The 26,497-nt window shown below is 58.3% G+C and carries 28 protein-coding genes and 1 pseudogene; 11 read left to right on the forward strand and 18 right to left on the reverse strand.

All coding sequences use genetic code 11. The features are described from left to right. Positions 1–8 precede the first annotated feature (8 nt). From AC6BYQ_RS04700 to AC6BYQ_RS04715, 4 genes are read right to left on the reverse strand one after another with little or no spacing between them, the layout of a single operon-like run. Positions 9–542, reverse strand: coding sequence for a phage tail protein I (locus AC6BYQ_RS04700; protein WP_498056377.1), 534 nt, complete (start codon positions 540–542; stop codon positions 9–11). Continuing rightward, entirely contained in the window at positions 535–1,122 is a 588-nt protein-coding gene (locus AC6BYQ_RS04705; protein WP_498056378.1) for a baseplate J/gp47 family protein, read from the reverse strand. Before AC6BYQ_RS04705 ends, AC6BYQ_RS04700 begins: the two co-directional genes overlap by 8 nt. A 2-nt stretch (positions 1,123–1,124) precedes the next feature. Continuing rightward, entirely contained in the window at positions 1,125–1,475 is a 351-nt protein-coding gene (locus AC6BYQ_RS04710) for a GPW/gp25 family protein (RefSeq protein WP_498056379.1), read from the reverse strand. Continuing rightward, entirely contained in the window at positions 1,472–1,699 is a 228-nt protein-coding gene (locus tag AC6BYQ_RS04715) for a hypothetical protein (RefSeq protein WP_498056380.1), read from the reverse strand. The genes AC6BYQ_RS04710 and AC6BYQ_RS04715 overlap by 4 nt, the downstream gene beginning before the upstream one ends. A 356-nt stretch (positions 1,700–2,055) precedes the next feature. Here AC6BYQ_RS04715 and AC6BYQ_RS04720 point away from each other — a divergent pair, with 356 nt between their 5' ends. Next, positions 2,056–2,217, forward strand: a complete 162-nt coding sequence (locus AC6BYQ_RS04720; RefSeq protein WP_498056594.1) for a DUF6232 family protein — start codon at positions 2,056–2,058, stop codon at positions 2,215–2,217. Between the two features lie 226 nt (positions 2,218–2,443). Here the strand turns inward: AC6BYQ_RS04720 and AC6BYQ_RS04725 are convergent. From AC6BYQ_RS04725 to AC6BYQ_RS04735, 3 genes and pseudogenes are all read right to left on the reverse strand, one after another. Further along, positions 2,444–2,630 (reverse strand): annotated as a pseudogene (locus AC6BYQ_RS04725) (transposase); the annotation flags it as partial. Positions 2,631–2,936: 306 nt separating this feature from the next. Continuing rightward, positions 2,937–3,449, reverse strand: a complete 513-nt coding sequence (gene eco, locus AC6BYQ_RS04730) for a serine protease inhibitor ecotin (protein WP_498056381.1) — start codon at positions 3,447–3,449, stop codon at positions 2,937–2,939. Between the two features lie 141 nt (positions 3,450–3,590). Continuing rightward, complete coding sequence (locus tag AC6BYQ_RS04735; RefSeq protein WP_498056595.1) at positions 3,591–4,436, reverse strand: 5'-methylthioadenosine/S-adenosylhomocysteine nucleosidase; 846 nt, start codon at positions 4,434–4,436, stop codon at positions 3,591–3,593. Between the two features lie 145 nt (positions 4,437–4,581). On the opposite strand from AC6BYQ_RS04735, the gene AC6BYQ_RS04740 reads away from it, so the two are divergent. Then, the gene (locus AC6BYQ_RS04740; protein WP_498056382.1) at positions 4,582–5,316 is read left to right on the forward strand and encodes a phosphatase PAP2 family protein; all 735 of its coding nucleotides are present in this window, start codon (positions 4,582–4,584) and stop codon (positions 5,314–5,316) included. A 5-nt stretch (positions 5,317–5,321) separates the two neighbouring features. After that, a complete protein-coding gene (gene ybjG, locus AC6BYQ_RS04745; protein WP_025159691.1) occupies positions 5,322–5,927 on the forward strand; it encodes an undecaprenyl-diphosphate phosphatase in 606 nt (201 codons plus the stop codon). 39 nt (positions 5,928–5,966) lie between these two features. Here the strand turns inward: ybjG and AC6BYQ_RS04750 are convergent, their stop codons facing one another. Next, positions 5,967–6,803 carry an aldose epimerase family protein gene (locus AC6BYQ_RS04750; protein WP_019454595.1) on the reverse strand — a complete coding sequence of 279 codons (837 nt, stop codon included), beginning with the start codon at positions 6,801–6,803 and terminating at the stop codon, positions 5,967–5,969. A gap of 216 nt (positions 6,804–7,019) precedes the next feature. Here AC6BYQ_RS04750 and deoC point away from each other — a divergent pair, with 216 nt between their 5' ends. The 4 genes from deoC (at position 7,020) to AC6BYQ_RS04770 (ending at position 12,356) form a co-directional block, all read left to right on the forward strand. Continuing rightward, complete coding sequence (gene deoC, locus AC6BYQ_RS04755) at positions 7,020–7,700, forward strand: deoxyribose-phosphate aldolase (RefSeq protein ID WP_019454596.1); 681 nt, start codon at positions 7,020–7,022, stop codon at positions 7,698–7,700. Positions 7,701–7,852: 152 nt separating this feature from the next. Then, positions 7,853–8,617 (forward strand): DNA-binding transcriptional repressor DeoR, encoded by a 765-nt coding sequence (gene deoR / locus AC6BYQ_RS04760; RefSeq protein ID WP_019454597.1) that lies wholly within the window; start codon positions 7,853–7,855, stop codon positions 8,615–8,617. Between the two features lie 979 nt (positions 8,618–9,596). Continuing rightward, positions 9,597–10,895 (forward strand): HAAAP family serine/threonine permease, encoded by a 1,299-nt coding sequence (locus AC6BYQ_RS04765; RefSeq protein WP_004938697.1) that lies wholly within the window; start codon positions 9,597–9,599, stop codon positions 10,893–10,895. Positions 10,896–10,988: 93 nt separating this feature from the next. Then, positions 10,989–12,356 carry an L-serine ammonia-lyase gene (locus AC6BYQ_RS04770; RefSeq protein ID WP_004938700.1) on the forward strand — a complete coding sequence of 456 codons (1,368 nt, stop codon included), beginning with the start codon at positions 10,989–10,991 and terminating at the stop codon, positions 12,354–12,356. A gap of 55 nt (positions 12,357–12,411) precedes the next feature. Here AC6BYQ_RS04770 and AC6BYQ_RS04775 read toward each other — a convergent pair whose 3' ends face one another. The 9 genes from AC6BYQ_RS04775 to AC6BYQ_RS04815 form a co-directional block, all read right to left on the reverse strand. Continuing rightward, positions 12,412–13,077, reverse strand: coding sequence for a response regulator transcription factor (locus AC6BYQ_RS04775; RefSeq protein WP_432525365.1), 666 nt, complete (start codon positions 13,075–13,077; stop codon positions 12,412–12,414). After that, entirely contained in the window at positions 13,074–14,465 is a 1,392-nt protein-coding gene (locus AC6BYQ_RS04780) for an FKBP-type peptidyl-prolyl cis-trans isomerase N-terminal domain-containing protein (protein ID WP_498056383.1), read from the reverse strand. The genes AC6BYQ_RS04775 and AC6BYQ_RS04780 overlap by 4 nt, the downstream gene beginning before the upstream one ends. Further along, entirely contained in the window at positions 14,462–14,884 is a 423-nt protein-coding gene (locus tag AC6BYQ_RS04785; RefSeq protein ID WP_019454600.1) for a YuaE family lipoprotein, read from the reverse strand. The genes AC6BYQ_RS04780 and AC6BYQ_RS04785 overlap by 4 nt, the downstream gene beginning before the upstream one ends. Positions 14,885–14,908: 24 nt before the next feature. After that, complete coding sequence (locus AC6BYQ_RS04790) at positions 14,909–15,463, reverse strand: fimbrial protein (protein WP_498056384.1); 555 nt, start codon at positions 15,461–15,463, stop codon at positions 14,909–14,911. A 50-nt stretch (positions 15,464–15,513) separates the two neighbouring features. Next, a complete protein-coding gene (locus tag AC6BYQ_RS04795) occupies positions 15,514–16,152 on the reverse strand; it encodes a fimbrial protein (RefSeq protein WP_019454602.1) in 639 nt (212 codons plus the stop codon). Positions 16,153–16,226: 74 nt separating this feature from the next. Beyond that, a complete protein-coding gene (locus tag AC6BYQ_RS04800) occupies positions 16,227–16,991 on the reverse strand; it encodes a fimbria/pilus periplasmic chaperone (protein ID WP_198635496.1) in 765 nt (254 codons plus the stop codon). An 81-nt stretch (positions 16,992–17,072) separates the two neighbouring features. Next, complete coding sequence (locus AC6BYQ_RS04805; RefSeq protein ID WP_498056385.1) at positions 17,073–19,607, reverse strand: outer membrane usher protein; 2,535 nt, start codon at positions 19,605–19,607, stop codon at positions 17,073–17,075. Between the two features lie 46 nt (positions 19,608–19,653). Further along, positions 19,654–20,190 carry a fimbrial protein gene (locus AC6BYQ_RS04810; RefSeq protein WP_019454605.1) on the reverse strand — a complete coding sequence of 179 codons (537 nt, stop codon included), beginning with the start codon at positions 20,188–20,190 and terminating at the stop codon, positions 19,654–19,656. A 78-nt stretch (positions 20,191–20,268) separates the two neighbouring features. Continuing rightward, the gene (locus AC6BYQ_RS04815) at positions 20,269–20,790 is read right to left on the reverse strand and encodes a fimbrial protein (protein ID WP_025302212.1); all 522 of its coding nucleotides are present in this window, start codon (positions 20,788–20,790) and stop codon (positions 20,269–20,271) included. 665 nt (positions 20,791–21,455) lie between these two features. Between AC6BYQ_RS04815 and AC6BYQ_RS04820 the strand changes: the two genes are divergently transcribed. The 3 genes from AC6BYQ_RS04820 to AC6BYQ_RS04830 all read left to right on the forward strand — a co-directional run bounded on the left by AC6BYQ_RS04820 (position 21,456) and on the right by AC6BYQ_RS04830 (position 23,348). After that, positions 21,456–21,785, forward strand: coding sequence for a hypothetical protein (locus tag AC6BYQ_RS04820; protein ID WP_498056386.1), 330 nt, complete (start codon positions 21,456–21,458; stop codon positions 21,783–21,785). 80 nt (positions 21,786–21,865) lie between these two features. Then, on the forward strand, positions 21,866–22,837 hold the full coding sequence (locus AC6BYQ_RS04825) for a fimbrial protein (RefSeq protein WP_275507216.1): 972 nt from the start codon (positions 21,866–21,868) through the stop codon (positions 22,835–22,837). Positions 22,838–22,856: 19 nt separating this feature from the next. Continuing rightward, entirely contained in the window at positions 22,857–23,348 is a 492-nt protein-coding gene (locus AC6BYQ_RS04830) for a fimbrial protein (RefSeq protein ID WP_498056387.1), read from the forward strand. Positions 23,349–23,449: 101 nt separating this feature from the next. Here AC6BYQ_RS04830 and AC6BYQ_RS04835 read toward each other — a convergent pair whose 3' ends face one another. Beyond that, complete coding sequence (locus AC6BYQ_RS04835; protein ID WP_074054639.1) at positions 23,450–24,655, reverse strand: serine hydrolase; 1,206 nt, start codon at positions 24,653–24,655, stop codon at positions 23,450–23,452. Positions 24,656–25,121: 466 nt separating this feature from the next. Between AC6BYQ_RS04835 and AC6BYQ_RS04840 the strand changes: the two genes are divergently transcribed. Then, positions 25,122–26,489, forward strand: a complete 1,368-nt coding sequence (locus AC6BYQ_RS04840; protein WP_063919092.1) for a pyridoxal-phosphate dependent enzyme — start codon at positions 25,122–25,124, stop codon at positions 26,487–26,489. Positions 26,490–26,497: the final 8 nt, after the last annotated feature.

The raw sequence follows: 26,497 nt of genomic DNA on the forward strand, positions 1-26,497 counted from the left end.
TTTTTCTCTTATCCGGGGTAAACGGTAATGACATCGCCATCAATGGCGGCCGCGCCGGTGTAAATCCGGCCGGGGATGTCTTGCAAAATGTTGAGGCCGATCAGGTGTCGGCTCAGGGGCTTGGCGTCGGCGATAAGGCGCTCCATTTCCTGATACATTTCCTCAGTGATGCCGGTTTCCAGCACGCCAATATCGAGCCTGAAGGTGCCAGGCGGATCGGTGCCGTCGGTGTGAAACCATTCGATAACGTTAATCAGGTAGCCGAGCGGCTCCACTACGCGGCGCACGGCGCCGATGGTGCCCTTGTGCCGGTGAATGTAGAACGCAGCGGACACCACGCCCCGCTTGACGTCCTCCGGCCACGCCTCATCCCAGCGATCGACAGAGAGCGCCCACGCCAGATAGGGCAGCAGATGCACCGGGCAGGTTTTCGGATTCCACAGGTCACGCAGGGGAACCGGCACGCGCTCCAGCTCGGTGCATGCGGCGGCGGCGGCAACCTCCAACGGTGAGCAGCCAACCGGCAATAAGCGTTTAGTCATCGGCGCGCCCCTGTGTCATGTTCGCTCTGGTGCAGTAACCCGCCAGCGTTTTATCCAGCACTATGTCAGCAGCAGGCTTGATAATTTCCACGTATTCAACACCTTCAACGGCCAATGCCGCATTCTTGCTTGAGCGCCGGATACTGCGCCCGAGGCGCCGCCTGTTTTGCACATAGGCGCGTAGCCGTTTGTTTGCCGTGTCGAGGCTCGGCGTCAACTCCGGGCCGGGATACTTGTATAAAACGGCCTCGATAACATACGGGGCAATTTTGGCCGATTGCACGATGACGCGACCGGCGACCGGGCGCACGTCTTCATCATTCAGCGCGTCGCGGACAACCTGCAGCAGTTCGGGGCTGGCGGTGCCGCCGCCATCGCGTGACAGCACGGTGAGTGTCACGTTAGCCGCTGAGGGGCTGACTGCCGCCACATCAGCCACCCGGCCATCGGCCGAGCGGGCGTGAAAACGATAGGAACCGGCCGCTCTCAGAGTAGCCTTACGCTCCGCCAAAATGGCTTCATAACCCCACGCCTCGACGGCAATTGGCGCGGGCAGCTGTGAAAGATCAATTGTTGCCATGGTTAGCTCACAGGAACAGACATTGACAGCGCACCGGGGTATCGGTGCGGGGTGCCGGCGATGTCGGTCACCCTCTTGTCGTCATAGATGGTAGTCAAGGCGATGCCGGTCAGTTTGACGCGCGGCTCCCACGCCAATATCACGCTGTAGCAGACAGCTTTTATCTGCAGGCGCAGCGTGTCGTTCTGCGACGGGTCGAGCCGTTCTGCGAGCAACGATCCATAAGCCCGACGTATCGGGCGCGAACCCTGCGGCGTGATCAGGATGTCCGCCAAGGATTGGCGAATATGCTCGATGTCCGTCAACGTACGGCCGGAGCCTCGGCTCATGCCGATATATTTGGCGCTGTTCATATTGGTTTCCCCGTTTGCCCGCCGCCGGTCTGGACGCCGCCGTGGGTGTGTTTATCAACAACAATGTCATTCGACAAAAAAGATCCACCGCTGTAGTTGAGCCAGTCGTTAAGATTGCCGCCGGTTTCGGCACGGCGCAGGCCGTTGTCGAGGTCAACAGCGTTCACCGTGCCAATGCGGCTCAGGTTGCGCAGAAGGCGCGAAATGTCATATTGATTGTTCATGCTGAAAGGATGCCAGCACGACGCGGGCAGCGACAATGCGATGACGTTGTAAGGTAGAAGAAACAACAACAAATTAGGTGTTTGTTTTAAGGCGCAGCAATCGTCTCATTTATGACTTTCGCACCACCTTCAGAGAAAAATAGAAATGGAAGAAACTGAGTTTTTCAGAAATGGAAATGTTCTTATAACAAATGCTCGCTTCGTCGTGGGGAGCAGTACATATGCAATGACAGGTGTAACCTCTGTTAAAAAAACCAGCGTTACGCCCTCGCGTGCCGGAGCAATTATATTGCTCATCTTTGGCATATTGCTTTTACTGGGCCTGAACGGAGCCTCTAAGCTCAGGGGGCGGTACGATTATTTGCTTTGGTGCTTTGATATACAAAGGCCTTAAAGCTAAACACAGCGTTTATCTAAATAGTTCATCTGGCGAAAGCCAAGCATTAGAAAGCGAAGATGAAAAATATATTCACACAGTCATCAGCGCACTGAACCAAGCAATTATCCATCGCGATTAATAATTTCAAATTGTGATTAATCACCCTTTAATTTTTCTAGGGCTACGTGTTCTAATATCGTGTCTTAGACCCGCCCCCAGGATTAAATACAACGTTCAGTGAGTCATGTCGGATCCTTCACTCTCAGAAAGCCCCTTTCTCCAGGCCAGACAGCGTCTGATAGTTCAGCGTGGCGTGCGGGCGACACGCGTTGCAATCCTGACACCATTCACGGCTCGTCTTCCTGGCATGACTGACACATGGCTTCCCGCTTCTGGCCGGTCATTACAACGTTCGGCACCGCGCCACCTGAACGCCTCCTTCTCCAACCTGGCTTCAGCGAGCAACTTATTAAGGCGGGCGTTTTCCTCTTCAAGTGACTTGAGCCGCTTCACTTCGGATACTTCCATGCCGCCAAACTTCTTGCGCCAGGTAATGGGATGGGCCACCACCTCCCTCTGCGGTTAACCGTAGGAAACACACAAAGCGCTCCCCACCCATTCGCCGCTCCCTTCCATTCCCGCGCTGCTGCGGAAAGCCCCAAAAACCCGTGGCAATAGATTTGTTTCCCGCATTAAAACGGATGCCCGCGATTTATCAGGTTGGTTAGCGTGATTGATGACATGCTGGCAAATCTTTGCCGGCGGCTTTAAAGGCGTGCGGTGTCTGAATATAAAAAGCCCGCCGGCGCATCGCCGGCGGGCTGATACAAAACGCAACGCTGTACGATGCGCGTCGGTTTACTTCTGCTCGGCCTGGCTTACGGTGTCTTCCGCTTTCCAGATGCGGTATTTCACTTCCGCGTCTTTCGGCGCATACACCACGATCGGCAGGCGGCTGTTGTAGCGCTGCATCGCGGCGTCGCCCAGGTTAGCGGCGATGAATTTCTTGGTCTTGGTGTTATCCGGGCAGGCCATCATGGTCGAGGCCGGCTCGGACAGCTTCTCCAGCACCAGGTAGTCGTAGCCCCAGCCAGACAATGTTTTGATCTCCAGGGTGCCGCCAATCATATGGCGGTTGCAGTCCACTTCCAGCGTCTTGCCGATCAGCAGCTCGACCTTATAGTTCTCTTCGTGCTCTTGCTTCGGCAGGTAGATCACCTGGCGGTTCATGCCTTTCTCGGCTTTCGGGTAAGGTGCGACCTTTTCCAGCGGCTGTTTGCTGATATCCGCGTCATCGCCAGAGGTAGCCGCCATGGCGCTGGCGGAAACGGCCATCAGCAGGCCGGAAAATACAACGGATGCCTTGTTCATGTTTATCCCTACACTTTTTGTCAAATAATCCGCCTATAAACTAATACACTACCGCCAAGCTCGCCACAGGTTTAATCTTCTTTACAATAGGCGATAAATAGTGACAATCGCCTGGTATCGTCGATTATCTGGAGCAATGGCTCAGTGTGTCTTCAGTTGGGCGATATAGGCCTTCACCACCTGATAGACGTAATCCTGGCACGCCAGCCCGGTTTGCGGATCGTATTTGCCCTGATTGGTGATGTTGTTGGACAACACGCGAATGCCGACGAACGGCACCTTGAACTCGGCGGCAATCTGCGCAGCGGAGGCGGTCTCCATCTCTTCGACCGACGTCCGGTAGCTGTCGTGGAAATAGCGAATGCGATCCAGCTCGCTGTTCCACACGTCGGCCGAACCGATCCCCCCTTCCACTACTTTGCCCTGTCGGTAATCGCTCTTAACGCTTTGCGCAATCGCCAGCAGTTTGGGGTCGGCGGGAAACTGACGCAGGCTGTGCGCCTTTTGGTCCTCACCGGCGCTGCCCTTGGAAGCCAACAGATCCATCGGCTGCCACTGCCGCGAGTCGCTGCCTTCCCCCAACGCCTTGACCGGCGTTTTGAACGCCCCAAGATTGACCGAATATTTGCCCAGCACGATGTCATACACCTTAAGGGCCGGATCGTGACCGCCGGCAGTGCCCTGGTTGATGATCGCCACCGGATGGAACTGCGTGGCGGCGATCGCCGTGGCCGCCGCCGCATTGGACATGCCCTTCAGGGTCTCCGACACCACCACCGGGTAGCCGTCTACGGTGCCGTGCCAAAAGCGCCAGCCGCCGATCTGCTCCTCACGTGGGTTCTCCAGCCGCTGGGCGAAACGTTCCGCTTCCACTGGCATTGCGCCCTGCACCACGATCGGCCCGGTGGCCGCAGGTTGGCCAAAGCTCAGCGGAGAAAAGGCCGCACCGGCGGCCGCCAACAGTAAGACACGCGCTTTATTCTTCATCACCACACTCTCATCCCGAAAAAGCAAACGATTACCTTAGCCGAAGGCGGTAGCGTCGGATAGGGTTTTCTTACCGGCGGACTAAGGTTTTCTTAAGACAGAATTATTACAGTGGCGTCATTCAATCCTGTCACCGAGCCTGCGCGTGAATCCAGAATCGTCATTAAATCAATCCTCAACGGCACCGCAAATTAAGACAACCGCCCTTTACTCCCTGCCGACATCCTTTTACCGTTGGCAGGCTTTTGGCCTGCTGCTCAGCGGCCTGGTGTTCCTGTGGCTCTCCCGCAACGAACAGCTGGACTGGGCGATCAGCAACTATTGGTTCGATGCCGCCAGCGGGCATTTCCCGTGGCAAAACAATTATTGGCTGGATCTGATCAACCACCGTCTGTTGAAGCAGATTGTGATTGTTGGGGCGGTGTTGACGCTGTTTTGGGGTATCTATCGCCGCAGCGCGCGCCTGATCGTGACCATGCTGCTTATCGGCATCGGTCCTCTGGTGGTGGGTATTCTCAAGGCCACCAGCGCGCACTCCTGCCCGTGGGATCTGATCGAATACGGCGGTAAGGCGATGTCCTTCCCGCTGTTCGGCGCGCAGCCGGTGCTGCCGGGCCCCGGCCGCTGTTTCCCCGGTGGGCACGCCTCGAGCGGTTTCGCGATCATGGCGTTGTTTTTCCTGTTTTATCCGCAACGTCCGCGCCTGGCATGGTGGTGCTGGTGCGGCGGCATTGCGCTCGGCATGTTGATGGGCTTTGGCCAGATCATGCGCGGCGCACATTTTCTTACCCATAACCTGTGGGCAGGTTGGTGGGTTTGGTTAAGCCAGTTGGCTATTTATTGGACGGTTAGCGGCTATTGGCGCCGCAAGACGAGGTAACGGTTATGGAACAGTTGAACCATTTTCTTTTCGCCTGGATCAATGCGACCCCGGCGTCTCCTGAATGGATGATCGATTTTGCCACCTTTTTGGCACGCGACCTGATCATCATCGTGCCGCTGCTGATCGTCGGCCTGTGGCTGTGGGGGCCGCAAAGCCAGCTGGTATCGCAACGCCAGGTGGTGGCGAAAACCACTATCGCGCTGCTGTTCGCCATGCTCGCCGCCGCCACCATCGGTGCGCTGCTGCCGCATGAGCGTCCGTTCGTCGCCGGCGTTGGCTATACCTTCCTGCCGCACGCACCGGACAGCTCGTTCCCGAGCGATCACGGCACCGCCATCTTTACCTTTGCGCTGGCGTTCCTGTTCTGGCACCGCGTCTGGTCCGGCGTGCTGCTGATGATCGTCGCCGCCGGCATCGCCTGGTCGCGCGTTTACCTCGGCGTGCACTGGCCGCTGGATATGGTCGGCGGTTTCCTGCTCGGCATGGTCGGCTGCCTGTTTGCCCAACTGGTGTGGAATCTGTTCGGCGATGTCATCGCCGACAAGCTGTCGCGCCTGTATCGTTTCCTGTTCGCCTTCGCCATTCGCCGCGGCTGGGTAAAAGAGTAATCGTACAACATGACAGGGGCATTACCGCCCCTGTCTCTTTCACACCACGCCGGTGGTCACGCAGAACGCCCGCGTTTTTCCCGCTCCCAACATCACCCCCGCCTCTCCTTCCGGCGCATTCGGGCGACAGTTCGCCGGCTGGATAAAGGAGAGCAACTGCCGGTTGCCCTGAACGGCGATGCGTCGAAGACCATAGTTGAATTGCCCGGTGGCGAAGCGCGTCACATAGCGCCGGCCTTGCGGCGCCAGCATGAAGAACTCGGCCTGATCCACGTAGCGCGACAGATCGTCGGAGCACAGCAGCTCCCGCCCGAGCGCATCGCCCAACAGAGCCGGCGTCGGCAGATTCTGGCGGAACACCGCATCGGGAATGCAATCGTAATTGAGACGGCACACATACTGCAGCGGCTGCGGCCGATCGGCCAGGTTGGTGACCTGCATCTCAATGGTGAACTGCGCACTCTGCGCCGCTAAACGCAACGCCGGGCTAATGCGCCAGCATGCGCCCGGCCGCTCCCCCTCGCCGCGCAGCGTCAGCTCGTCGCCCGCCAGCTGCAGCCACACGCGTTGCATCTGGAGCGGCGCACCGTCCTGATGAGGCCAGGCGGGGCAGAACGCGGCGGTATCATCGCGTTTTCTTCCACCGCCCCGCACGCTGCGCCGGCCCGACTTCAGCGAGTAGCCGTCAAACTCGGCGTCCCAGATCGCAAGGCCTTGATAGGGCAAGACCGTCAGCGCGCCACGGCGATTCGCCAATGTCAGCGTCGGCCCACGAGCAGTACAGCGTTGCGCGCTCACCGCGAAGTCCGCATTGCGGAACAGTTCCTGCCGCTGTGTTCCGAAAGCTTCAGGAGCCAGATCGATATTGATCTTCATCTTTTTTCCCTCAACGTTTCGCCCGCTCAGACCGCGAGCACACCTGAAATGTTATTTTAATAACAAATGACTCGCCTTTAAGTTATATGTATAACAGCCTGATAGCGACGATCGGGTCGACATTTTTGAAACATCGCTAGGTTTATCGACATCGGAATGTTATTATTTTCACATATTTCATCCAGCTTACTGTCTTAACCTCACTAAGGAATCGCGATGACCACCGAAAACATCGATTACGCCAGCTACGTTGACCACACTCTGCTGGCAATGGACGCTACCGAACTGCAGATCGCCAAACTGTGCGAAGAAGCACAGCAGCACAACTTCTATGCGGTGTGCGTCAACTCCGGCTACGTACCGCTGGCGGCCCAGCTGCTGCAGGAAAGCACCGTGAAAGTTTGCTCGGTGATCGGTTTCCCGCTGGGTGCCGGCCTGACCGTCGCCAAAGCCTTTGAAGCCAAAGCGGCGATCGCCGCCGGCGCACAAGAGATCGACATGGTGATCAACGTCGGCTGGCTGAAGAGCGGCCTGCTGGACGAAGTGAAAGCCGACATCGCCGCCGTGCGCGAGGTTTGCGCGGCGATCCCGTTGAAGGTAATATTGGAGACTTGCCTGCTCAGCGATGCGCAGATCGTCCAGGTTTGTGAAATGTGTCGCGAACTCGATGTGGCCTTCGTTAAAACCTCCACCGGCTTCAGCACCGGCGGCGCTCGGGAAGAGCACGTCAAACTGATGCGCGAGACTGTGGGCAGCGAAATGGGCGTGAAAGCCTCCGGCGCCGTGCGCGATCGCGCTACCGCCGAGAAGATGATCAAAGCCGGCGCCACGCGTATCGGCACCAGCTCCGGCGTCGCCATCGTCTCCGGCGCTCAGGCGGCGGCAGGCAGCTACTGATCGTCGGCGCGCCTTGGCGGGCGCAGCCTATACCATTCGATGCGGGACAATACGGGCGGCTGACGCGGCCCGATATTGGCCCGCATTGTTGTGTTCAACGCCGGAAACGGCGGCACGCCTTTTACCTCTACAACCTGTGGGAAGACGGATCTATGGAAACGCGGCGCGAAGAACGTATCAACCGGCTAGTTCAGGCGTTAAAACGCGCTGACAAGATCCACCTGAAAGAAGCCGCCGTGCTGCTGGGGGTCTCGGAGATGACCATTCGCCGCGATCTGAGCGCCGAGCCGGCCGCAGTGGTGCTGCTGGGCGGTTACGTGGTGGCCGATCCGCGCAGCAACGGCGTAACCAACTACTTCGTTTCCGATCAAAAAGCCAAACAGGTGACGGAAAAGCGACGCATCGGCCTGCTGGCGGCGCCGCTGATCAATGAAAACGACACGGTGTTTTTCGACTGCGGCACCACCACCCCGGCGATCATCGACGCCATTGCCGACGAACTGACTTTCACCGCCGTGTGCCATTCGCTGAACACCTTCCTGGCGCTGCAGGACAAACCGAACTGCAAGGTGATCCTGTGCGGCGGCGAGTTCAAACCGAATAACTACATCTTTTCCAGCGTCGGCGGTCGCAACGAGTTCGATCACATCTGCCCGAACATCGCCTTTATCTCCGCCGCTGGCCTCAGCCTGCAGCACGGCGCCACCTGCTTCAACTTCGACGAACTGGAGATGAAACATCGCGCCATGGCGATGGCGCAGCAAAAGATCCTGGTGGCGGATCACAGCAAGTTCGGCAAAACCAAACCGGCCTGCATCGGCCCATTGACGCAGTTCGATCGGGTGATCACCGATCGCCAACCGGACGCCGACTTCATGGCGTTCTTCAACGATAACGCCATCGCTGCCCGCTATTAACACGCCTTCAGCGCCGCCAATGCCGGCGGCGCACCGCTGAAACACACCCTTTTCCCGCCCGAAAATGAACAAATAATGCGCAACCGATTCGCGTTTTTCGCTTATCCGCACGCAACATCAGGTTAATAAAATGCAACAGGTCACCCGAGTGATTATTTTCTGGCAGGCTAAACCCGCCGTCGGTTGGGTGAATTAACGACTATTTATGGCTTTTATATGATAAATAACGCCAAAGGCCGGATTGTTTAATTAAACAGCGGTTTAAGCGATTGCAGCAAATATCGCCAATAGCTGTTAGTTATCTGTTATTTATATGATGAATGGTTACGCATTTTTATCCGCTAACCACGTAAGTAATTTCCCTTCGTTATTAGCGGTGATTTTTAAATAAAAACATTTAAAAACAAAAATATAGACAATATTTCACTTAAAAACACAATGTGATCTGCGTCACTAAAACTGCTTAATCCGGGTTTTTCGCTAGATCCAAAACCACGCATAAAATATATTGCTCGGCTTGCTGCTGAGCACAGCGCTTTATACGGCCAATTATTGTACAAACCGCATAATCGCAGAAATTTTTATGAGAGCGTTCTCAGCACAAAATCTTACACAAATGTGCAACAAATGCGCGAAAAATCGATGAAAAAGCGGATAACTGCACATATTGCGCATTTGAGAGCAGGATCACGGTTGTTTCTACTGTAAATCGTTATCTTGCCGCCAACAAAAATCGACAGGCAAAGACCTGTCGGCAGCGGTAACGACTTTTATCACCCCGTGACGGTGAAAAGTCTTTAGTGAATTACCCGGCGCTGTGCCTTGGTAATGAACGCAATAAACAACCAGGGGGACGCCAAAACATCCCCGCAAGCAACACCTGATTCTTACCGCAAGCGTTGCCTGAATAGGACGTTTGACGGTTTAACCTTAAGTTTTGCCTTTTAATTTTAAATTCGTGTTCACTTCGGAGATATTTATGGACACTACACAGACCGGCACAATTGCCTCTGCGGCCTCGGGCTCCAGCAGTACCTGGCGTAAAACGGATACCATGTGGATGTTGGGCCTGTACGGCACCGCCATCGGCGCAGGCGTTCTGTTCTTGCCAATCAACGCCGGCATCGGCGGTTTGATTCCTCTTATCATCATGGCCATCATCGCTTTCCCGATGACTTTCTTTGCCCACCGCGGCCTGTGCCGTTTCGTGCTGTCCGGCAAAAATCCTGGTGAAGACATCACCGCCGTGGTGGAAGAGCACTTCGGCATCACCGCCGGTAAACTGATTACCCTGCTGTACTTCTTCGCCATCTACCCTATTCTGCTGGTTTACAGCGTGGCGATCACCAACACCGTCGACAGCTTCATCACCCACCAGTTGGGCATGACCTCGCCGCCGCGCGCCATCCTGTCGCTGATTCTGATCGTCGGCCTGATGACCATCGTGCGCTTCGGCGAGCAAGCCATCGTGAAAACCATGAGCATCCTGGTCTTCCCGTTTGTCGCGGTGCTGATGCTGCTGGCCGTCTATCTTATCCCTAACTGGACCGGCGCCATCTTCGAAAACGTGTCGCTGTCCGGCAGCGGTACCGGCATGGGTCACGGCCTGATCATGACCCTGTGGCTGGCGATCCCGGTAATGGTGTTCTCCTTCAACCACTCGCCGATCATCTCCGCCTTCGCCGTCGCCAAACGCGAAGAGTACGGCGCAGACGCCGAGAAGAAATGCTCACGCATTCTGGCTTACGCGCACATCATGATGGTGCTGACCGTGATGTTCTTCGTGTTCAGCTGCGTGCTGAGCCTGACGCCGGAAAACCTGGCGGAAGCCAAGGCGCAGAACATCTCGATTCTGTCTTACCTGGCTAACCACTTTAACAACCCGATGATCGAGTACATCGCGCCGGTTATCGCCTTCGTCGCCATCACCAAATCGTTCCTGGGCCACTACCTGGGCGCCCGTGAAGGCTTCAACGGCCTGGTCGCCAAATCGATGAAGAGCCGCGGCAAAACTGTCAGCACCGCCAAGCTGAACCGCATGACCGCCATCTTCATGCTGGTGACCACCTGGATCGTCGCTACTCTGAACCCAAGCATCCTGGGCATGATCGAAACCCTGGGCGGCCCAATCATCGCCATGCTGCTGTTCCTGATGCCGATGTACGCCATCCGTAAAGTGCCTGCCATGCGCAAGTACAGCGGCCACATCAGCAACGTGTTCGTGGTTGTGATGGGTTTGATCGCCATCTCTGCAATCGTGTTCAGCCTGCTCGGCTAATCACGTCCGGCCGGCGCCGCTGCGCGCCGGCCCTCCCGCACTGCCCCCATTTCCCGTATTAACCGCCTGAAACCTGAAGAAGGAGGCGAGACCATGGTCAGCGTTTTCGATATTTTCAAAATTGGCATCGGCCCATCCAGCTCCCACACCGTCGGCCCGATGAAGGCCGGCAAACAGTTCGTCGACGATCTGATCGCCCACCAACAGCTGCAGGACACCACCCGCGTGGTGGTCGACGTGTACGGTTCGCTGTCGTTGACCGGCAAAGGTCACCACACCGACATCGCCATCATTATGGGCCTGGCCGGCAACCTGCCGCACGATGTGGACATCGACAGCATTCCGGGCTTTATCCGCGACGTCGAACAACGCGGCCGCCTGCCGTTGGCCAACGGCCACCACGAGGTGGATTTCCCGCTGCACGGCGGCATGAACTTCCACAGCGACAATCTGCCGCTGCATGAAAACGGCATGCGCATCCGCGCCTTTGCCGGTGAACGCCTGCTGCACAGCAAAACCTATTACTCGATCGGCGGCGGTTTCATCGTCGACGAAGAACACTTTGGCCAGTCTGCCGAAGGTGCAACGCCGGTGCCCTACCCGTTCAAATCGGCGCACGATCTGCAGCAACATTGTAAAGAGACCGGGCTGTCGTTGTCCGGCCTGGTGATGCAGAACGAGCTGGCGCTGCGCAGCAAGGCGGATATCGACGCGCACTTCGCCGACGTCTGGCAGGTGATGAGCGCCGGTATCGAGCGCGGCATCAATACCGAAGGTCTGCTGCCCGGCCCGATGAAAGTGCCGCGCCGCGCCGCCGCGCTGCGCCGCATTCTGGTGACCGGAGACAAGAACAATATCGACCCGATGAACGTGGTCGATTGGATCAACATGTTCGCGTTGGCGGTCAACGAAGAGAACGCCGCCGGCGGCCGCGTGGTCACCGCCCCGACCAACGGCGCGTGTGGCATCATCCCTGCGGTGCTGGCCTACTACGACAAGTTCATCCGCCCGGTGAACGCCAACTCCTACACCCGCTACTTCCTGGCGTCCGGCGTGATTGGCGCATTGTACAAAATGAACGCCTCGATCTCCGGCGCCGAAGTGGGCTGTCAGGGGGAAGTCGGCGTGGCCTGTTCGATGGCGGCGGCGGGATTGACCGAGCTGCTGGGCGGCAGCCCGGCGCAGGTATGCATCGCGGCGGAGATCGCCATGGAACACCATTTGGGGCTGACCTGCGATCCGCTCGCCGGCCAGGTTCAGGTGCCATGCATTGAACGCAACGCCATTTCCGCCGTCAAGGCGGTCAACGCCGCGCGCATGGCGATGCGCCGCACCAGCGAGCCTCGGGTTTGCCTGGATAAGGTGATCGAAACCATGTACGAGACCGGTAAAGACATGAACGCCAAATACCGTGAAACGTCACAGGGCGGTCTGGCGATCAAGGTCGTGGCCTGCAACTGATCGCGACAGCGAGGCTCTTAACAGCGCCGGCCGGCCCGATTTGGCCGGCGCCGTCTCAATGCCGCCCCTTCCCTGCCGCAACGCCCGGCGCTGTGCCGGCTCGAGCCCCCACGGCGCCAGGGCGTGCGCTGTGCCGTAGCCAACCGTAAAGCTCGGCATTACGCCGGAACCCCATCTTGCGCATCACGCTCATCTTGTGGTTGCTGACGGTTTTCACGCTGATGTCCAGCAGCCGTGCGATTTGCGTTACCCCCATTTCCCGCGTCATACAGCGCATGATCTCCTGTTCGCGCAGCGTCAGGTCCCGGTGTTGGCATACGCAGTTCGCGCCACAGCTCAGCCTGCTCGGCCATTTGCGGTGCCGCTCCAGTTCGGCGCTCACCTGATACAGCGCCGATACCAGCGGCATATCGTGGTAGATGATACCGGCCTCCAGCGCGCATCGGTTGCCGACGGTGCGTTTATGCCGTCCTTCCGGCGTTCGCAACGAGAAATACAGCGTTTTTCGCCCCGCAGGCTGCGCCTCCGAGAAGTGACAAAAACAGCTTTGCACGCCGGGAGGAAAATAGCAGAACACCAGATCGGCTTCGTGAACCTGCTGCGCATCCAATAACAGCATGCGCTTGCCGTAAGTGCTGAAATGCAGCGCCAGCGCCTCTTGCCAACCGGCGCTGAAGTAACGATTCTCATCAAATAGCGCGATTTTTATCATCGTGTTCATCCCTGCCCTCCCGCCGTTCCGGCTCCCCGTTTAACCGCCTGGACGCCCTTTGCCGGCGCCTGACTGTTGTCGATACGCAATTCATAAACCATGGTGGCGTTGGGGGGCACTTTCGGCGGATAGCCGGTTTCGCCGTAGGCCAGCGCGGGCGGCACGACCATCGTCAGCGATCCGTGGTTGTGCAGATGACTTATCGCCTCCCGGAACAGCGGCGGATACTCGGAAAGCGGTTGCGACAGCACCTTGCCGCTCAGTTCCATATCCTGGATCACCGTACCGTCGGTCAACGTCTCTTTCACGACCACATCGACCACCGCCGTTGGCGCCAGCGCGCCCTCCCCGGCGTAATCCACCCGATACCAGAAGCCCATCGCCGATGGCTTTACGCCCTTTTGTTGACGGAACTGCGCCAGATAATCTTCATCACGCCGCTGCTGCTCGTTAACGCGTTTCTCGCGCGCGGCCACCGCGGCGGCGTCCGCCTGCGCCGTCAACGCAGTCAGTTCATTCGGCGGCAGCTGTAAACGCCCCGACACGCTATCGATGACGCCCGCCAACAGGCTGTCGCGATCCACCGGTACGCCCCAACCTTGGCGCTCCGTCATTACCCCCTGAATGTCCCGCCCCAGCGCACTGCCCGCCGCATAGGACAAGCGCTTCCTTTCATCCTTCAACTGCTCCGGCGTTATCTCCCATTGCAGCCGCTTACGCAGCGCCAACAGCGCTTCGCGCGTCTGCTGGGTCACCTTCTGCTCTCCGGCCCGCTTCTGCTCACTCGCTTCCAACGCGGCGCGCAAAGCGTGCAGCTCCTCCTGGTGCTCGCGTTGGCGTTGTGCAAGCGTCTGTGCCGATGCCTGTGCCGCAGACTCCAGCTCGGCAGCGCGCCGTTCGGCCTGCGCCGCCGCCGCTTGGGTTTGGGCGGTTTCCTGCGTCGCCTGACGCAGCAGCGCTTCGGCGCGCTGCGTATCGGGTGAACCGCGCCAGGCGGCGCCCAACCCGGCGATCCACTGCCGAAGCAATGACGTGTCGGGCAACGTCGCGGTGGATGGCGTCGCTTGCCTCTCCCGCAGCGCAGCGAGTTCCTGACGCAGCATCGTCAGTTCCATTCGCTGGCGCGCCAACTGTTGATCGCGCGCCAATGATTCCTGGCTCAGCGTAAAAGCTTTAGCCGGTGAGGCTGGCTTATTGTTGTCCGACGGGCGCTTCGCGGGTTCACGCTTTTTTTGCCCCGATTCGCGTTCGGCCGGCGCCGCTTTTTCTTCGCTCGCCGGTTCGGTGTTCTGCCGTTGATACTGCTCGGCAAACTGCAGCAGCGCCGGCACGCCGTCGTCCGCCTGCGCGACGCCGGTGAATAGCAAAACGGCGCAGCCCAGCAGACGCAGCCTCATTTAACCTGCTCCCCGCGATCCGCCAAGCCACTCAACACCGCCTGATTCACCCCGGCGCACAGATAGCTGACCTTGTAGCGATACAGCGCATCCACCGTCTCCTGCGTGTCGCCGTTTACCCGGGCGCGCAGGCTGGCGTACTGCGAAGCGCCGCTCATCAGGCTGTCGAAGGCCTGCTTATAGCGCTGATACTGTTTCTCGTCGATCGCGCGCAATGCGCCCAGTTGCTGCTGGCACTGCTGCAGCTGCTCGGCCTCACGCTGCTTGCGCAAAGCCTCTTCCGACGGCGCTTGCACAGTCTGATTTTTGGCGTTCACGGCGGGCTTGCCCGACTTTTGGCTTTGACAGGCGGCGGCGCTCAGCGCCAATAGGCACAGCAAACCCAGGCGCAGGGCGCGATTGAGGGGCTTAATCATCATTGCGTTTTTTGTCCTTGTAGACGCTTATTCGTATTCCAACGTAAAAGTGGCCACCGCGCTGAAGGTGCCGCGGCCGATGGACTTCGTTTGGATGGCTTCCGGCTCCCCCTGCACATAGGCCTGCAGCGTAAGCGTGGTGTTGCCGGCATTCAGGCGGAATTTATCGCTGGCGTGATTGAGCGGCAGCGCCTTGCCGCTGCTGTCCTCCAGCCCGATGCCGATCCCCGAGGCCAGGCTGCCGGCATCCAGCGCCAACAGGCCGGGCAGCTTGATGTTCTCGGTGCCGGTAAACGTGATGGCTACCGTATTGCCCAGGCTGAGATCGCACTCGGTCAGGTGCAACGCGAAGGTTTGGCTATGGGTGCGGGTGTTCAGATACAGGTATTTGTCGACGATGGTGCCGAAATCCAGTTGGATATCCTCATCTCCCGGCTGAATGACGCACGGCTCAGCCACCAGCGTACCGTGAAAGCGCATGTTTTCCGCCGCGGCCGCCGGCTGAGCCATCATGCTGGCCGCCATGATCATGCCGGCCCCCAACAGCGCGCTCCGGCGCCGGTTCGTCTCTGTCGCGCGCATAACGCCACTCCCTTTGGTTATGCTTGCGCCGGTCCGGCGCAAGCGGCGTATTAATCGTAATAAAGGCGGAAATCGATCGCCGCGCGGTAGGCACCGGCGCTCAGCGTCGCCGGGGTGCGTACCGGCGTCACCGTATACGTCAGGGTGTTCTGCCCTGGCGTCAGCAATACCGGTTTGTTACGTGCACCAAGGCGCACCGGCAGGCCGCTGGCATCCGCCAGCTGCAACCCCAACCCGGTGACGCCGGCAACCCTGATCAACCCCGGCGCGTCGTCATCCGTCGGCGCGGCAAACGCCACGGATACCGCAGGCTGGCTGCCGCTCCAGGCCAACACCCCGGTCCAGGCGTCACGGCTGCTCGCCGGCGCGCGCAGACAGTCTTTCAGCGTCAACTCGAACGCCACCGGCGTGCCGCGATCGCCAGGGCGCTGGAAGTGCGCCGTTCCCGTCTCCCCCAGCCACACTTCCTGACGAGCGGTGGTCATTTCCAGACTGCAGGCGCTTTCCGTCAAGGCACCGTAAACGTGGAGCGTGCCGTTCGCGCCCTCCACGTCCCAGTTGTCCACCGCGCGGGCCGGCGGCATCAGCATCAGCATCGTGCCCGCCGTCAGCGGTACCATCAGCGCGGCCAACACCGTCAGGCCGATAGTGCGTCGCTGATGACGTTCATAGGCCTTTCCCAACAGCATGGGGATCTTTCGTTGCATGATTCGTTCACTCCGCTGTGTTCATGACTCGGTCTTCCCTGCTTGCGCGCGGCTCGTCATTTGGCGACCGGCACGACCTGGCAGGCATTGCCGGCGCAGCGGAAGTTCAACTGCGGCCGCCCGCCGTAATCGTTGATGTACGCCAGCGACGGGCCGTTGCCGAGGCTCGCGGCGGGCACATTCAGCGGGGCGCTGGCCTTCGGCGCTACCATCAACGGTTCAAAGCCGGCCGCCCCTTTGCCGCCCTTGCCGGCGCTCGCCTCAACGATCGTCACGTAATAAGGGGTCGGGTTATTCACCACATACTTGTCACCCTGCCGGGTCAGCGTCAGCTGCTCCTGCCACGGCGCCGCATTCTTCTTCGGGGCGAGCGCCGCCGGGCGATAAAACATTTTGATGCGGGTCTGCAACGCTATCTGCAGCGTGTTCGGCTTATTGCTGCGCGGCGGGATTTCCCGCAGGTTGAAGTAATACAGCGTCTCCCGGTCCTGCGGCAGCTGACGCGCCGCCGGCAACGATTGGATCTTCACCTGGCTCGGTTTGCCCGGCTCTACCCGTTGCACCGGAGGCAGCACGGTGAAGGGGCTTTGGATCTTGTTGCCGCGATCGTCTTCGATCCATCCCTGCGCCAAATACGGCAACTGTTTGTTCTGGTTACTGATGTTGAGACTGACCGTTTTCAGGTCGCCGTCGAAAATCACACGCGTGCGATCCAGCGCAATAGCCGCCTGAGCGGGCAGGCTGACCACGCCGGCCATCAACGCGGCGGCGAGCGGGCCCACAAGGAAAACGGTCTTTCTGGTCATAGTCAGATTCATCATGTCTTCACGGTTCCAGTCGGCCGGCGGCGGACAAGCCCGCCCCGGCGGTTTAGCGGCGGAGCGCACTCCGCCGGGTGTATGTCAGTTGGCGTCAGCCGCCGGCTTGTTGCCGGCGAGAGGACGGCAAGGCAGCAGCAACGTGTTCATCAGCATTTCGGCCGGCAACGGCGCCGGCAGCTGGATTTCACACTGCGCCGCGCCGTTCCAGTGCACGCTCATGCGCTCGCCGGGGTTGAGGCCGGACAGGTAAACGCTGCCGCCGTCATTGATGATGCCGGTCTCCTGTTTGCGGGCATTCAGCACCGTGGCGCCGAACGGCGGCTCGCTGCCGTCCGCCAGCTTGACGATCGCCATCGCCTTCTCGCCGGCAATTACCTCGAACTTGCGGTAGCCGATGGCCCCCTCGGTCAACGTGGCCTGCACCACGGAGCGCGTCGCCTCGACGTTGTCGCTCAGGCTGTTGAGATCGATGCTGGCCTTGTTGCGGTAGTAGCTGTTTACATCCGCCACCACCGCCTTGCCGTAACGGTTGGTCAGCACCGTACTGCCGTAGCCGCGCACCGGTACGCCGGCGACGCCTTCGGTATCGAGCAGCAGGCGCGTGCCGCCCGGCGTATTGACGCGGTGCAGCACCGCCCCTTCCGCCGCCATCGTCAGGCCGCCCTGCGCGCCGATGCCGACGGCGCTGTAGCGACCGGCCTGATAGCTGGCGTTGGCGTTGATCTGCGCCATGTCGCCCTGATGGCTGTAATAACCGCTGGCCGTCGCCCCGCTGCGTGCGGCGCCCGCGCTGATCTGATAGTTGTTGTGTTCATCGACCCGGTTGTAGTAACCGACCCGGTGGGCGTTCTCTTCGCGATCGAGCGTCATGTTGTAACTGAGCGTGCCCGCGCTGCCCCAGGGCAGCGACAGCGACAGATACATCCCGTCGTCGTTGCGCTCGTTGTAGCGATTGCGATAGGCCGACAGCGACACGCTGACGTTCTTGAAATCACCGATGTCGAAGTAGCGCGATACCATCAGGTTGTAGCGATCGTTCGGCGCCCGATCCCAGTAGGTTTGGTGGCTGTAGTTGAGATAGGTACTGAGCCCCAGCTCGCGGAACTGCTTGTTGAAGGTGATGGTGTACATCTCCTTGCTCTTGCCGCTGCGGCCGCCCTCGTAACGCGCATCCAGGTAGTCTCCCATGCTCATGAAGTCTTCCTGGGAGAAGCGGTAACCGGCGAAGGTGACCTGGCTGTCGTATTCATCGAAGTTCTTCGAATAGCTCAGCCGGTACGAACCGCCGGTCAACGTGCCATCCTGCGGCAAACGCGCACGCGACTGCGTGGCGTCGAACGACAGCGCCCCCAGCGCCATCAGATCGCGCCCAATCCCCAGCGACAGCGCGTTGTAATCGCCGCCGGCGATGCCCCCGCCGTACAGCGACCAGCCGTTGCTGATCCCCCAGGAGAACTCGCCGGTGCCGAACATCGGCCCGCGCAGATGGTGCCCCCACTCCGAGGGCTTGCCCGTCGCCAGCTTGTAGCGCACCGTACCCGGCCGCGTCAGATAAGGGATGTTGGCGGTGTTCATCTTGAACTCCTGCACGCTGCCGTCTTGCTCTTCGACGCGCACGTCCAGCTCGCCGGAAACCGCATCGTTGATGTCCTGAATGCGGAACGGCCCCGCCGCCACCTGCGTTTCATACAGCACGCGCCCCTGCTGGCTGACCACTACCTTGGCGTTGGTCTTCGCCACGCCCGTCACTTCCGGCGCATAGCCGCGCAGGTTGGGCGGCAACATGCTGTCGTCGGATCGCAGACTGACGCCGGTAAAGCGCAAGCTGTCGAAAATGTCGGAGTTCAGGTAATCCTCACCCATCGTCAACCGCGAACGCAGCGCCGGGATCGCCCGGTAGGCGTAATAGCGGCTCCAGTCGAACTGTTTGTCGGTCGCCTCAGATGAGCCGGTCTGATGGTTAAGGTTGGCCTGCCAGTCGGCGCGCAGACGCCAGGCGCCCAGGTTGGCGCCGCCGGTGCCGTTGCCGCTCAGGCTGTAACTGCTGCCGCCTTTCTGATGTTTTTGCGTTTGGGCGTTGACGTTATAGTCAAACAGCAGCCCGGGAATACCGTCATCCCAACGCGAAGGCGGATCCCAGTTTTCCGAGCTGTACTCCAGATAGGCCTGAGGAATATTGAGATACAGCGAGGAGCTGGCAAGATCGCCGCGCGCCTCCATACCAGACAAGCTGGAGGCATCGAGACAGCGGCCGCCGTGCGTCCAATTCAGCGAGCCCAGCAGCTTTTCTTTCAGCCCCAGTTGGTTGACCAGCTCCGGCGAAAGACAGGCTTCGCTGCCTTTAGGATCGGTCTCGGGCGCCACAAACGTCACCGGCTGTTCCGCCAGATCGTTCTTATTGACGTGCACCACCATGGTATAAACGCCCGGCATGATGTAGCCGCTGCGCGTGAATTGGCTCAGATCGATATTTTTACGATCGTTGATGTCCAATACGTCGGTATTGAATTGAATAACGTCGGCGGCATAAACCAACGCGATGGGATTTCCCAGAGAAAGGGCAACGCAAAGCCCCAAGGCCTGAAGACGAAATAACTTCCCTGCCGGTGAAAGCATAATAAAGTCCTTTCAATAACGAATTAACCGTCAGTACGAGAAAAAATCAAAAATAATCCAGCTTAAAACGCACTGTGGAAAAATACGCTCCCACCTTCAACGGCTGGTGATTCGGCATCAAGGTCATGGAATAATTCAGCACTCGGTTTCCCGGTATTACTCCCTCCATCGGCAAAGGTTTCCCTGGAATAACCACCGTGCCGCTGCTGTCTTTTATCTTTAATGCGATGCCGCGCGCATCGCCCTGTACGCCAAACAGAGCGCCTTCCGCATAACCATCAAACGTGACCTGAAAGAATTTCCAATCAGGCTTGTTTTCCGGCCGTTCCAAAATGCAATTGACCAATTCGATACTGAAAGGTTTGGTCATCCCCTGGCCGTCACGAATGATCTGCCCGAGAGGAATAGTGTCCATATCGATCGTCTGATCGCGGCTGCCGGCGGCAATGGCGCAGGCGGTGTCGATAATGGCGCCGTGCATGTTGACTTTGCCCCACCCCTGCGCGGCGGAAGTTGCATAGCCGGGCGCAAACGCCAACGACGCCAAAAGAACGGCACCCGCTCGATTCCTTGGTAAAAACATCGCGACATTCCTTTGACAGGGAGATTCACCAGGCATGCGGCGCACCCCATGCCTGGTTGATTAAGCCTTCAGACTCACTTACTGATAAGCCAGGGTGAAATCGGCTACGGCAGTGAAGTCGCCCGGAACGATGGCGGCGGAAGCGCCTTCGCCCTGCAGGTAGGCAGCGAAATGCAGGGTGTTGTTGCCGGTGTTCAGGGTTTGCGCGGTCGTTGCCTCACCCAGTTTGATCGGCTGACCGTTGTATGAAATGGCGACACCGGCGCCGCTGGCGGTGCCCGCGATACCCAACAGATCCTTGTCGGTGGACGATGCTACGCCGCTGAAGGTGGTTTTAACGGTTTTCAGCGTGGTGATGTCGCACTGCTCCAGTTTGATTTCAAACGGACGCGGGTTGGATTTGCCGCCGTTTTTCAACGCCACGTTGGATACCTGGCCCAGATCTACGGTCTGATCGATCGACTCAGGCGCAATAGAGCATGGCGCATCAATAATAGAGCCCGTGAAGGTGACCTTACCGTGTCCCTGATCGGCTGCCTGTGCAAAAGAACTTGCGCCAAATGCAATCACTGCAGCCATCATGATTTTGTTAAGTTTCATAGAACCTATATTCCTTATAAGAAAAAATGCATATTCCAATCAAGAAAAAGAGCAACAGGAAACCCGCTCGCGCTTATATGTGCGCAGCCCTGATTCTTTAGCATCTTGCTGGTTGGTTAACTGCCAAAACCCAAGGAAACCGACAATAAACTCGTCGATAACGGCAAGTTCGCAGCAGCCCACTCATTAATGAGATCGCCATTCAAAAATAAACGAAATCACAACAAGCCGAGGCCAATACTTTCTAATCCGCCCTTCTTGTTCGGCGATGAATATTCTGGCAAATGCCTCTCGGCAAAAAAAGGCTTTTTTTGATCAAGGCGAACATTCGCAATTTATTTCCTAATTGAAGTTAATTTACTGTTATTTTTAGGCTCATAGATCGTAAAAGATACTTTTATAGAGCAATATCCTGTTTTTCTCTGATTCCCAAGTAATCAGATCGCAAAGTGGCGCTTTGTGAATATAATAAACCAAAATTTTAGGTTTCAGCGTGACGCCACCCCTGCCTAGGCATAGGTAAAAACGGGGCGGGCAACGCCTTTTTTTTCAATCCTGATAAATAGATAGGAATTTTCTTTGTTCGCGTTTTACCTCGTTGTTGGTAGGCAGCGAAAGTTTGTTTTTTCTTAGGAATACGGCAATCGGAATACAGAGGAAGTGCTATGGAAGCGTTATCTCCGAAACAAAAGGAAATACGGCAATTGCAGCATGATCTGCTGCAAATATTATTCGCAAAGTCACCCCGCAAGTGCCCCGTCGCCGGGCTGCCGCCACAGCAGCAATGGCTATCGACGCGGCAACTGGCCAATGCCGTCAACGTCGGTGTTTACCGGGCTCGGCGGCTGCTGCTGGATCTTGTCGCCCGGCAAAAAGTGATTGTGACGGACGGTTCCATCAACAACTCATTGAGGTGGTATCCCACCGCATTGTTGAGCGGTGATAACGACGACAGATCCAACAGAGATACACCCCATTCTTCTTTAACGGAATAAATATGGCGTAGCCGGCCTGATTGGCAATATTTCATTGCGGAGTAACGCCGCACACTATTTATATATATTGGGATATTATCGTGATAAAAACAGCCCTGCTATTTTTACGCTGCTGCCTGGCATTATCTTTCTTCCTGCTGCTTGGCAATGCCAACGCATTTACCTGCCGCACGTCCGATGGCGGACTGATTCCCCCTGGGGGCTCGACCACGCCGGTTGACGTCCGGGTACGCATCGGGCCACAGCTTTCTTATGGCAAAAACGAAATCGTCAACGTCAGCCAGGTCACCTGTAAAAACGACGTCGCGAGCTGGTATGACTATCTCAAAACCGACAGTCCGGCGCTGTCGATGAACAGTGCGATTTTTGGCACCATCGGCAGCGGTACCACCATCAACGGCAGCGATTACAACTCTCCGGTGCCATCAGGTATCAGCGTACTCAGCCTTACCGGGTTACAGACCCAGTCGGTCGCCATCCGGGTCTATATCGTGTTGAACCGTTTCCCAACGCCGGACATCAAGGTGAACAAGGGCGACGTCATCGGCCAAATCAACTTTATTCAGACCAACGATCAGCCGGGTTGCCCGCAGTGCGGCGTTTATCGCTGGCGCCTGATCGCCGACAACGACGCCTACTTCGTCACCACCAGTTGCACCATCAACAATGGCCAGCAGATTAACGTCGACTTCGGTCAGATCCGCCAGGACTTTCTGACCCAGAGCGCCAGCGATGCCCAGATAAAACAGGACAAAGCGCTCAGCTACCAATGCGACGACCAGAGCGCGACGCAGGATATTCTGATCCGCATGGTCAGCGACGCCAGCGGTTTCTCCAGCGATTTTATCAAGACCAGCAACCCCAACGTCGGCGTGGCCATGGTGTACAACGGCGCGGTGGTAAAGCCCAATAATGCCTTCAGAACGCGTATCGTCAACGGTCTGGGCAACGATACCGTGACCTTTGTGCCGGTGAAGAACAATGTTCCTTACACCAGCATCGCCACCGGCCCGCTGTCGGGTTCGGCCACGCTGATTTTCAGCGCACCTTGAGACGGGAGCCAGGATGAACATGACGAGGAAAAAGAGCTGCGCTCTGCTGTGGGCGCTAAGCCTGATGAGCGCCGCCGCTCAGGCCGCCGACCAGGGTACCAAGGTCAACATCACCGCCACCGTGGTGGCGCCCCCGCCTTGCGTGATCAACGACGGGCGCACCATCGATATCGACTTCGGCAAGGTCGGCATCAAGCGCATCGACGGCACTCGCTATATGCAACGCATCGATTACAGCATCAAATGCGAGTTTCTGGATAACAGCCGCCAGCTGAAAATGAAGATCATGGGCAGCGCGGCGGCCTTCGACGGCAGCGTGTTAACCAGCAGCGTTAATGGCTTGGGCATCAAGCTGTTGGCCAACGGCAAGGCCTTCGCCATCAATAAACCGCTGAACATCGATTACGCCAATCCACCGACGCTTGATGCGGTACCGGTAAAAAACAGCGCCGTCTCCCTGGCAGAAGGTGATTTCACCAGCGGCGCCACCATGCTGGTGGACTACTTTTAAACACCCGCATCTCAGCAACTCGCGAAAAAAAAGCCGCAACGTCTCCGTTGCGGCTTGGTCAAGGATCGTGCGCCTGAGGCGCGCTCCTCACATCAGGGTATTTAGCCGAAGATCCCGCCGAACCACTGGCTCAGCTTCATCATCACCATATCCCAGATGCGGCTGAAGAAGTTGCCCTCTTTCACCTCTTGCATCACCACCAGCGGGTGCTGCTCGATGGTTTTTCCGTCCAGCTGGAAGTCGATGGTGCCGACCACCTGATTTTTCGCCAGCGGCGCTTCCAGCGTCGGTTGGGTCAGTTTGTAGCTGGCCTTCAGGTTTTTCATCTGCCCTTTCGGAATGGTGACCGAGGCGTCTTTCGCCACGCCGAGCGGGACTTCGCTGACGTCGCCGAACCACACCTTCTGGGTAACGAACGGTTTATCGGCCTTGATCGGCGTTGCGGTTTCATAGAAGCGGAAGCCCCAGGTCAGCAGCTTTTCGCTTTCGCTGAAGCGCACGCGATCGCTCGGCGCGCCCAGCACGACCGAGATCAGGCGCATCGGGCCGTCGGTAGCCGACGCCACCAGGTTGTGACCGGCGCCGCTGGTGTAACCGGTCTTGATACCGTCGACGTTCAGGTTGCTGCTCCACAGCAGACGGTTGCGGTTAATCTGGCGGATCTTGTTAAAGGTGAACTCTTTCTCTTTATGCAGCGCGTATTCGTCCGGCACGTCGCGGATCAGCGCCTGGCTCAGCAGCGCCATGTCGCGCGCGGTGCTGTACTGCCCTTCCGCATCCAGGCCATGCACCGTCAGGAAGTGGGTATTCTGCAGGCCCAGAGACTTGGCGTAGTTGTTCATCAGGCCGACGAACGAATCCTGGCTGCCCGCCACGTAGTCCGCCAGCGCGATGCTGGCGTCGTTGCCCGACTGAATCACGATGCCCTTATTCAGCTCCAGCACCGGCACCTGATCGCCCGGCTTGATGAACATCAGCGAAGAACCGCGCAGCGCCGGGTTACCGGGCGCCCAGGCGTCTTTGCCGACGGTGACCATGTCTTCCGGCTTGATCTTGCCGGCCTTGATAGCCTGCCCGATCACGTAGCTGGACATGATCTTGGTCAGGCTGGCGGGATCGAGGCGGGTGTCGGAGTTACCTTCGGTCAGCACCTTGCCGCTGTTGTAATCCATCAGAATGAAGGCCTTGGCGTCTACCTGCGGCGGCGCCGGCGGCTCGGCCGCGTGCACGGCCGGTGCGGCCAGCAACAGGATGCCTACGCTGAAGGTCAGTTTTTTCAGGGAAGTGGATAAGTTTTTTTTCATCATGACGTCGCCAGAGTGTCCATTCAAACCATTGAAATAGCGTTAACTTTCAAACATGTTCACGTTTTAAGCCAACCAGCGAGAGTGGCCCGGTGCGCGCGTGCCGGCCGCAACCCCCTGCGGCGCCCGTAATGGGTAACGCAACGCACCGAAAATGCCCTTTCTGTGAGTTTATGTGATTTATCTTATTTTTGCAGGGTTTAGCGTGAATTTTCAGCATTTTTACATAACTGTACGCAGGCCCCCGCTTATCGCTCAAAAAAGCGCCGCACCGTCTATTTCTCCGCCCACTCACGGCTACACGGCCAAGCATCTGCACCGCTAAACATCTGCGCATCCATACGTCTAAAAAAGATTAATATATTCCATAATGGCATATAGAGCCGTTATTTGTTCTTTTTAAAGCGCTTATCCTCAGCGCTATCATCCACACAAAGACTTTTATACCGAATAATCCTGGAGATGAGTCATGGCGATCCCCCATTCCGTCATCGAGATGATTGGCAATACCCCGATGCTGGAACTGACCCAGTTCGATACCGGCCCGTGCCGGCTGTTCGTCAAGCTGGAGAATCAAAACCCCGGCGGTTCGATCAAAGACCGCGTGGCGCTGTCGATGATCGAACAGGCCGAGCGCGACGGCAAACTGCAGCCGGGCGGCACCATCATCGAAGCCACCGCTGGCAATACCGGCCTGGGATTGGCGCTGGTGGCGGCATTGAAAGGCTATAAGCTACTGCTGGTGGTGCCGGACAAGATGAGCCGCGAGAAGATCTTCCACCTGCGCGCGCTGGGCGTGGAAGTGCTGTTGACCCGCTCGGACGTCGGCAAGGGGCATCCGGCTTACTATCAGGATTACGCTAAACGCCTGGCGGAAGAGATCCCCGGCGCTTTTTATATCGACCAGTTCAATAATCCGGCCAACCCGGCGGCCCATACCACCACCACGGCGCCCGAACTGTGGCGACAGATGGAACATGACGTAGACGCCATCGTGGTCGGCGTCGGTTCCGGCGGCACACTGGGCGGGCTGAGCCGCTATTTCGCCGAAGTATCGCCGCAGACGGAATTCGTGCTGGCCGACCCTGCCGGCTCTATTCTGGCGGACTATCTCGACAACGGCCAAGTCGGCGAAGCGGGCAGTTGGCTGGTGGAAGGCATCGGCGAAGACTTCGTCCCGCCGCTCAGCGACTTTGACCAGGTGCGCAACGCTTACCGCATCGGCGACGCCGAAGCCTTCACCACCGCGCGCGACCTGCTGCGCAAGGAAGGCGTGCTGGCGGGATCGTCCACCGGCACCCTGCTGGCCGCCGCATTGCGTTACTGCCGCGCACAGACCGAACCCAAGCGAGTGGTGACCTTCGTCTGCGACAGCGGCAACAAATACCTGTCTAAAATGTATAACGATCACTGGATGCTGGAACAGGGCTTGCTGAGCAAGCCACAGCACGGCGATCTGCGCGATCTGATCGCCTACCGCCACGACGAGGGCGCCGCCGTTTCCGCCGCGCCGGACGACACGCTGGCGATCGTGCACGCCCGCATGCGGCTGTACGACATCTCGCAGCTGCCGGTGCTGGAAGGCGATCGGGTGGTCGGTTTGATCGATGAGTGGGATCTGCTGAACGCCGTCCAGGCCGACGCCGCCCACTTCAGCCTGCCGGCCAGCAGCGCGATGACCAAGCGGGTCAATACGCTGCAAAAGGAAGCCGGCTATCAGGAACTGCAGGCCACCTTCAACCATGGCCACGTCGCGGTGGTGCTCGACGGCGAGCGCTTCCTCGGCCTGATTACCCGCACAGACGTGCTTAACGCCTGGCGCCAAAAATTACGTTAATAAGGACC

Source organism: Serratia sp. LTN-2 (assembly GCF_059740205.1).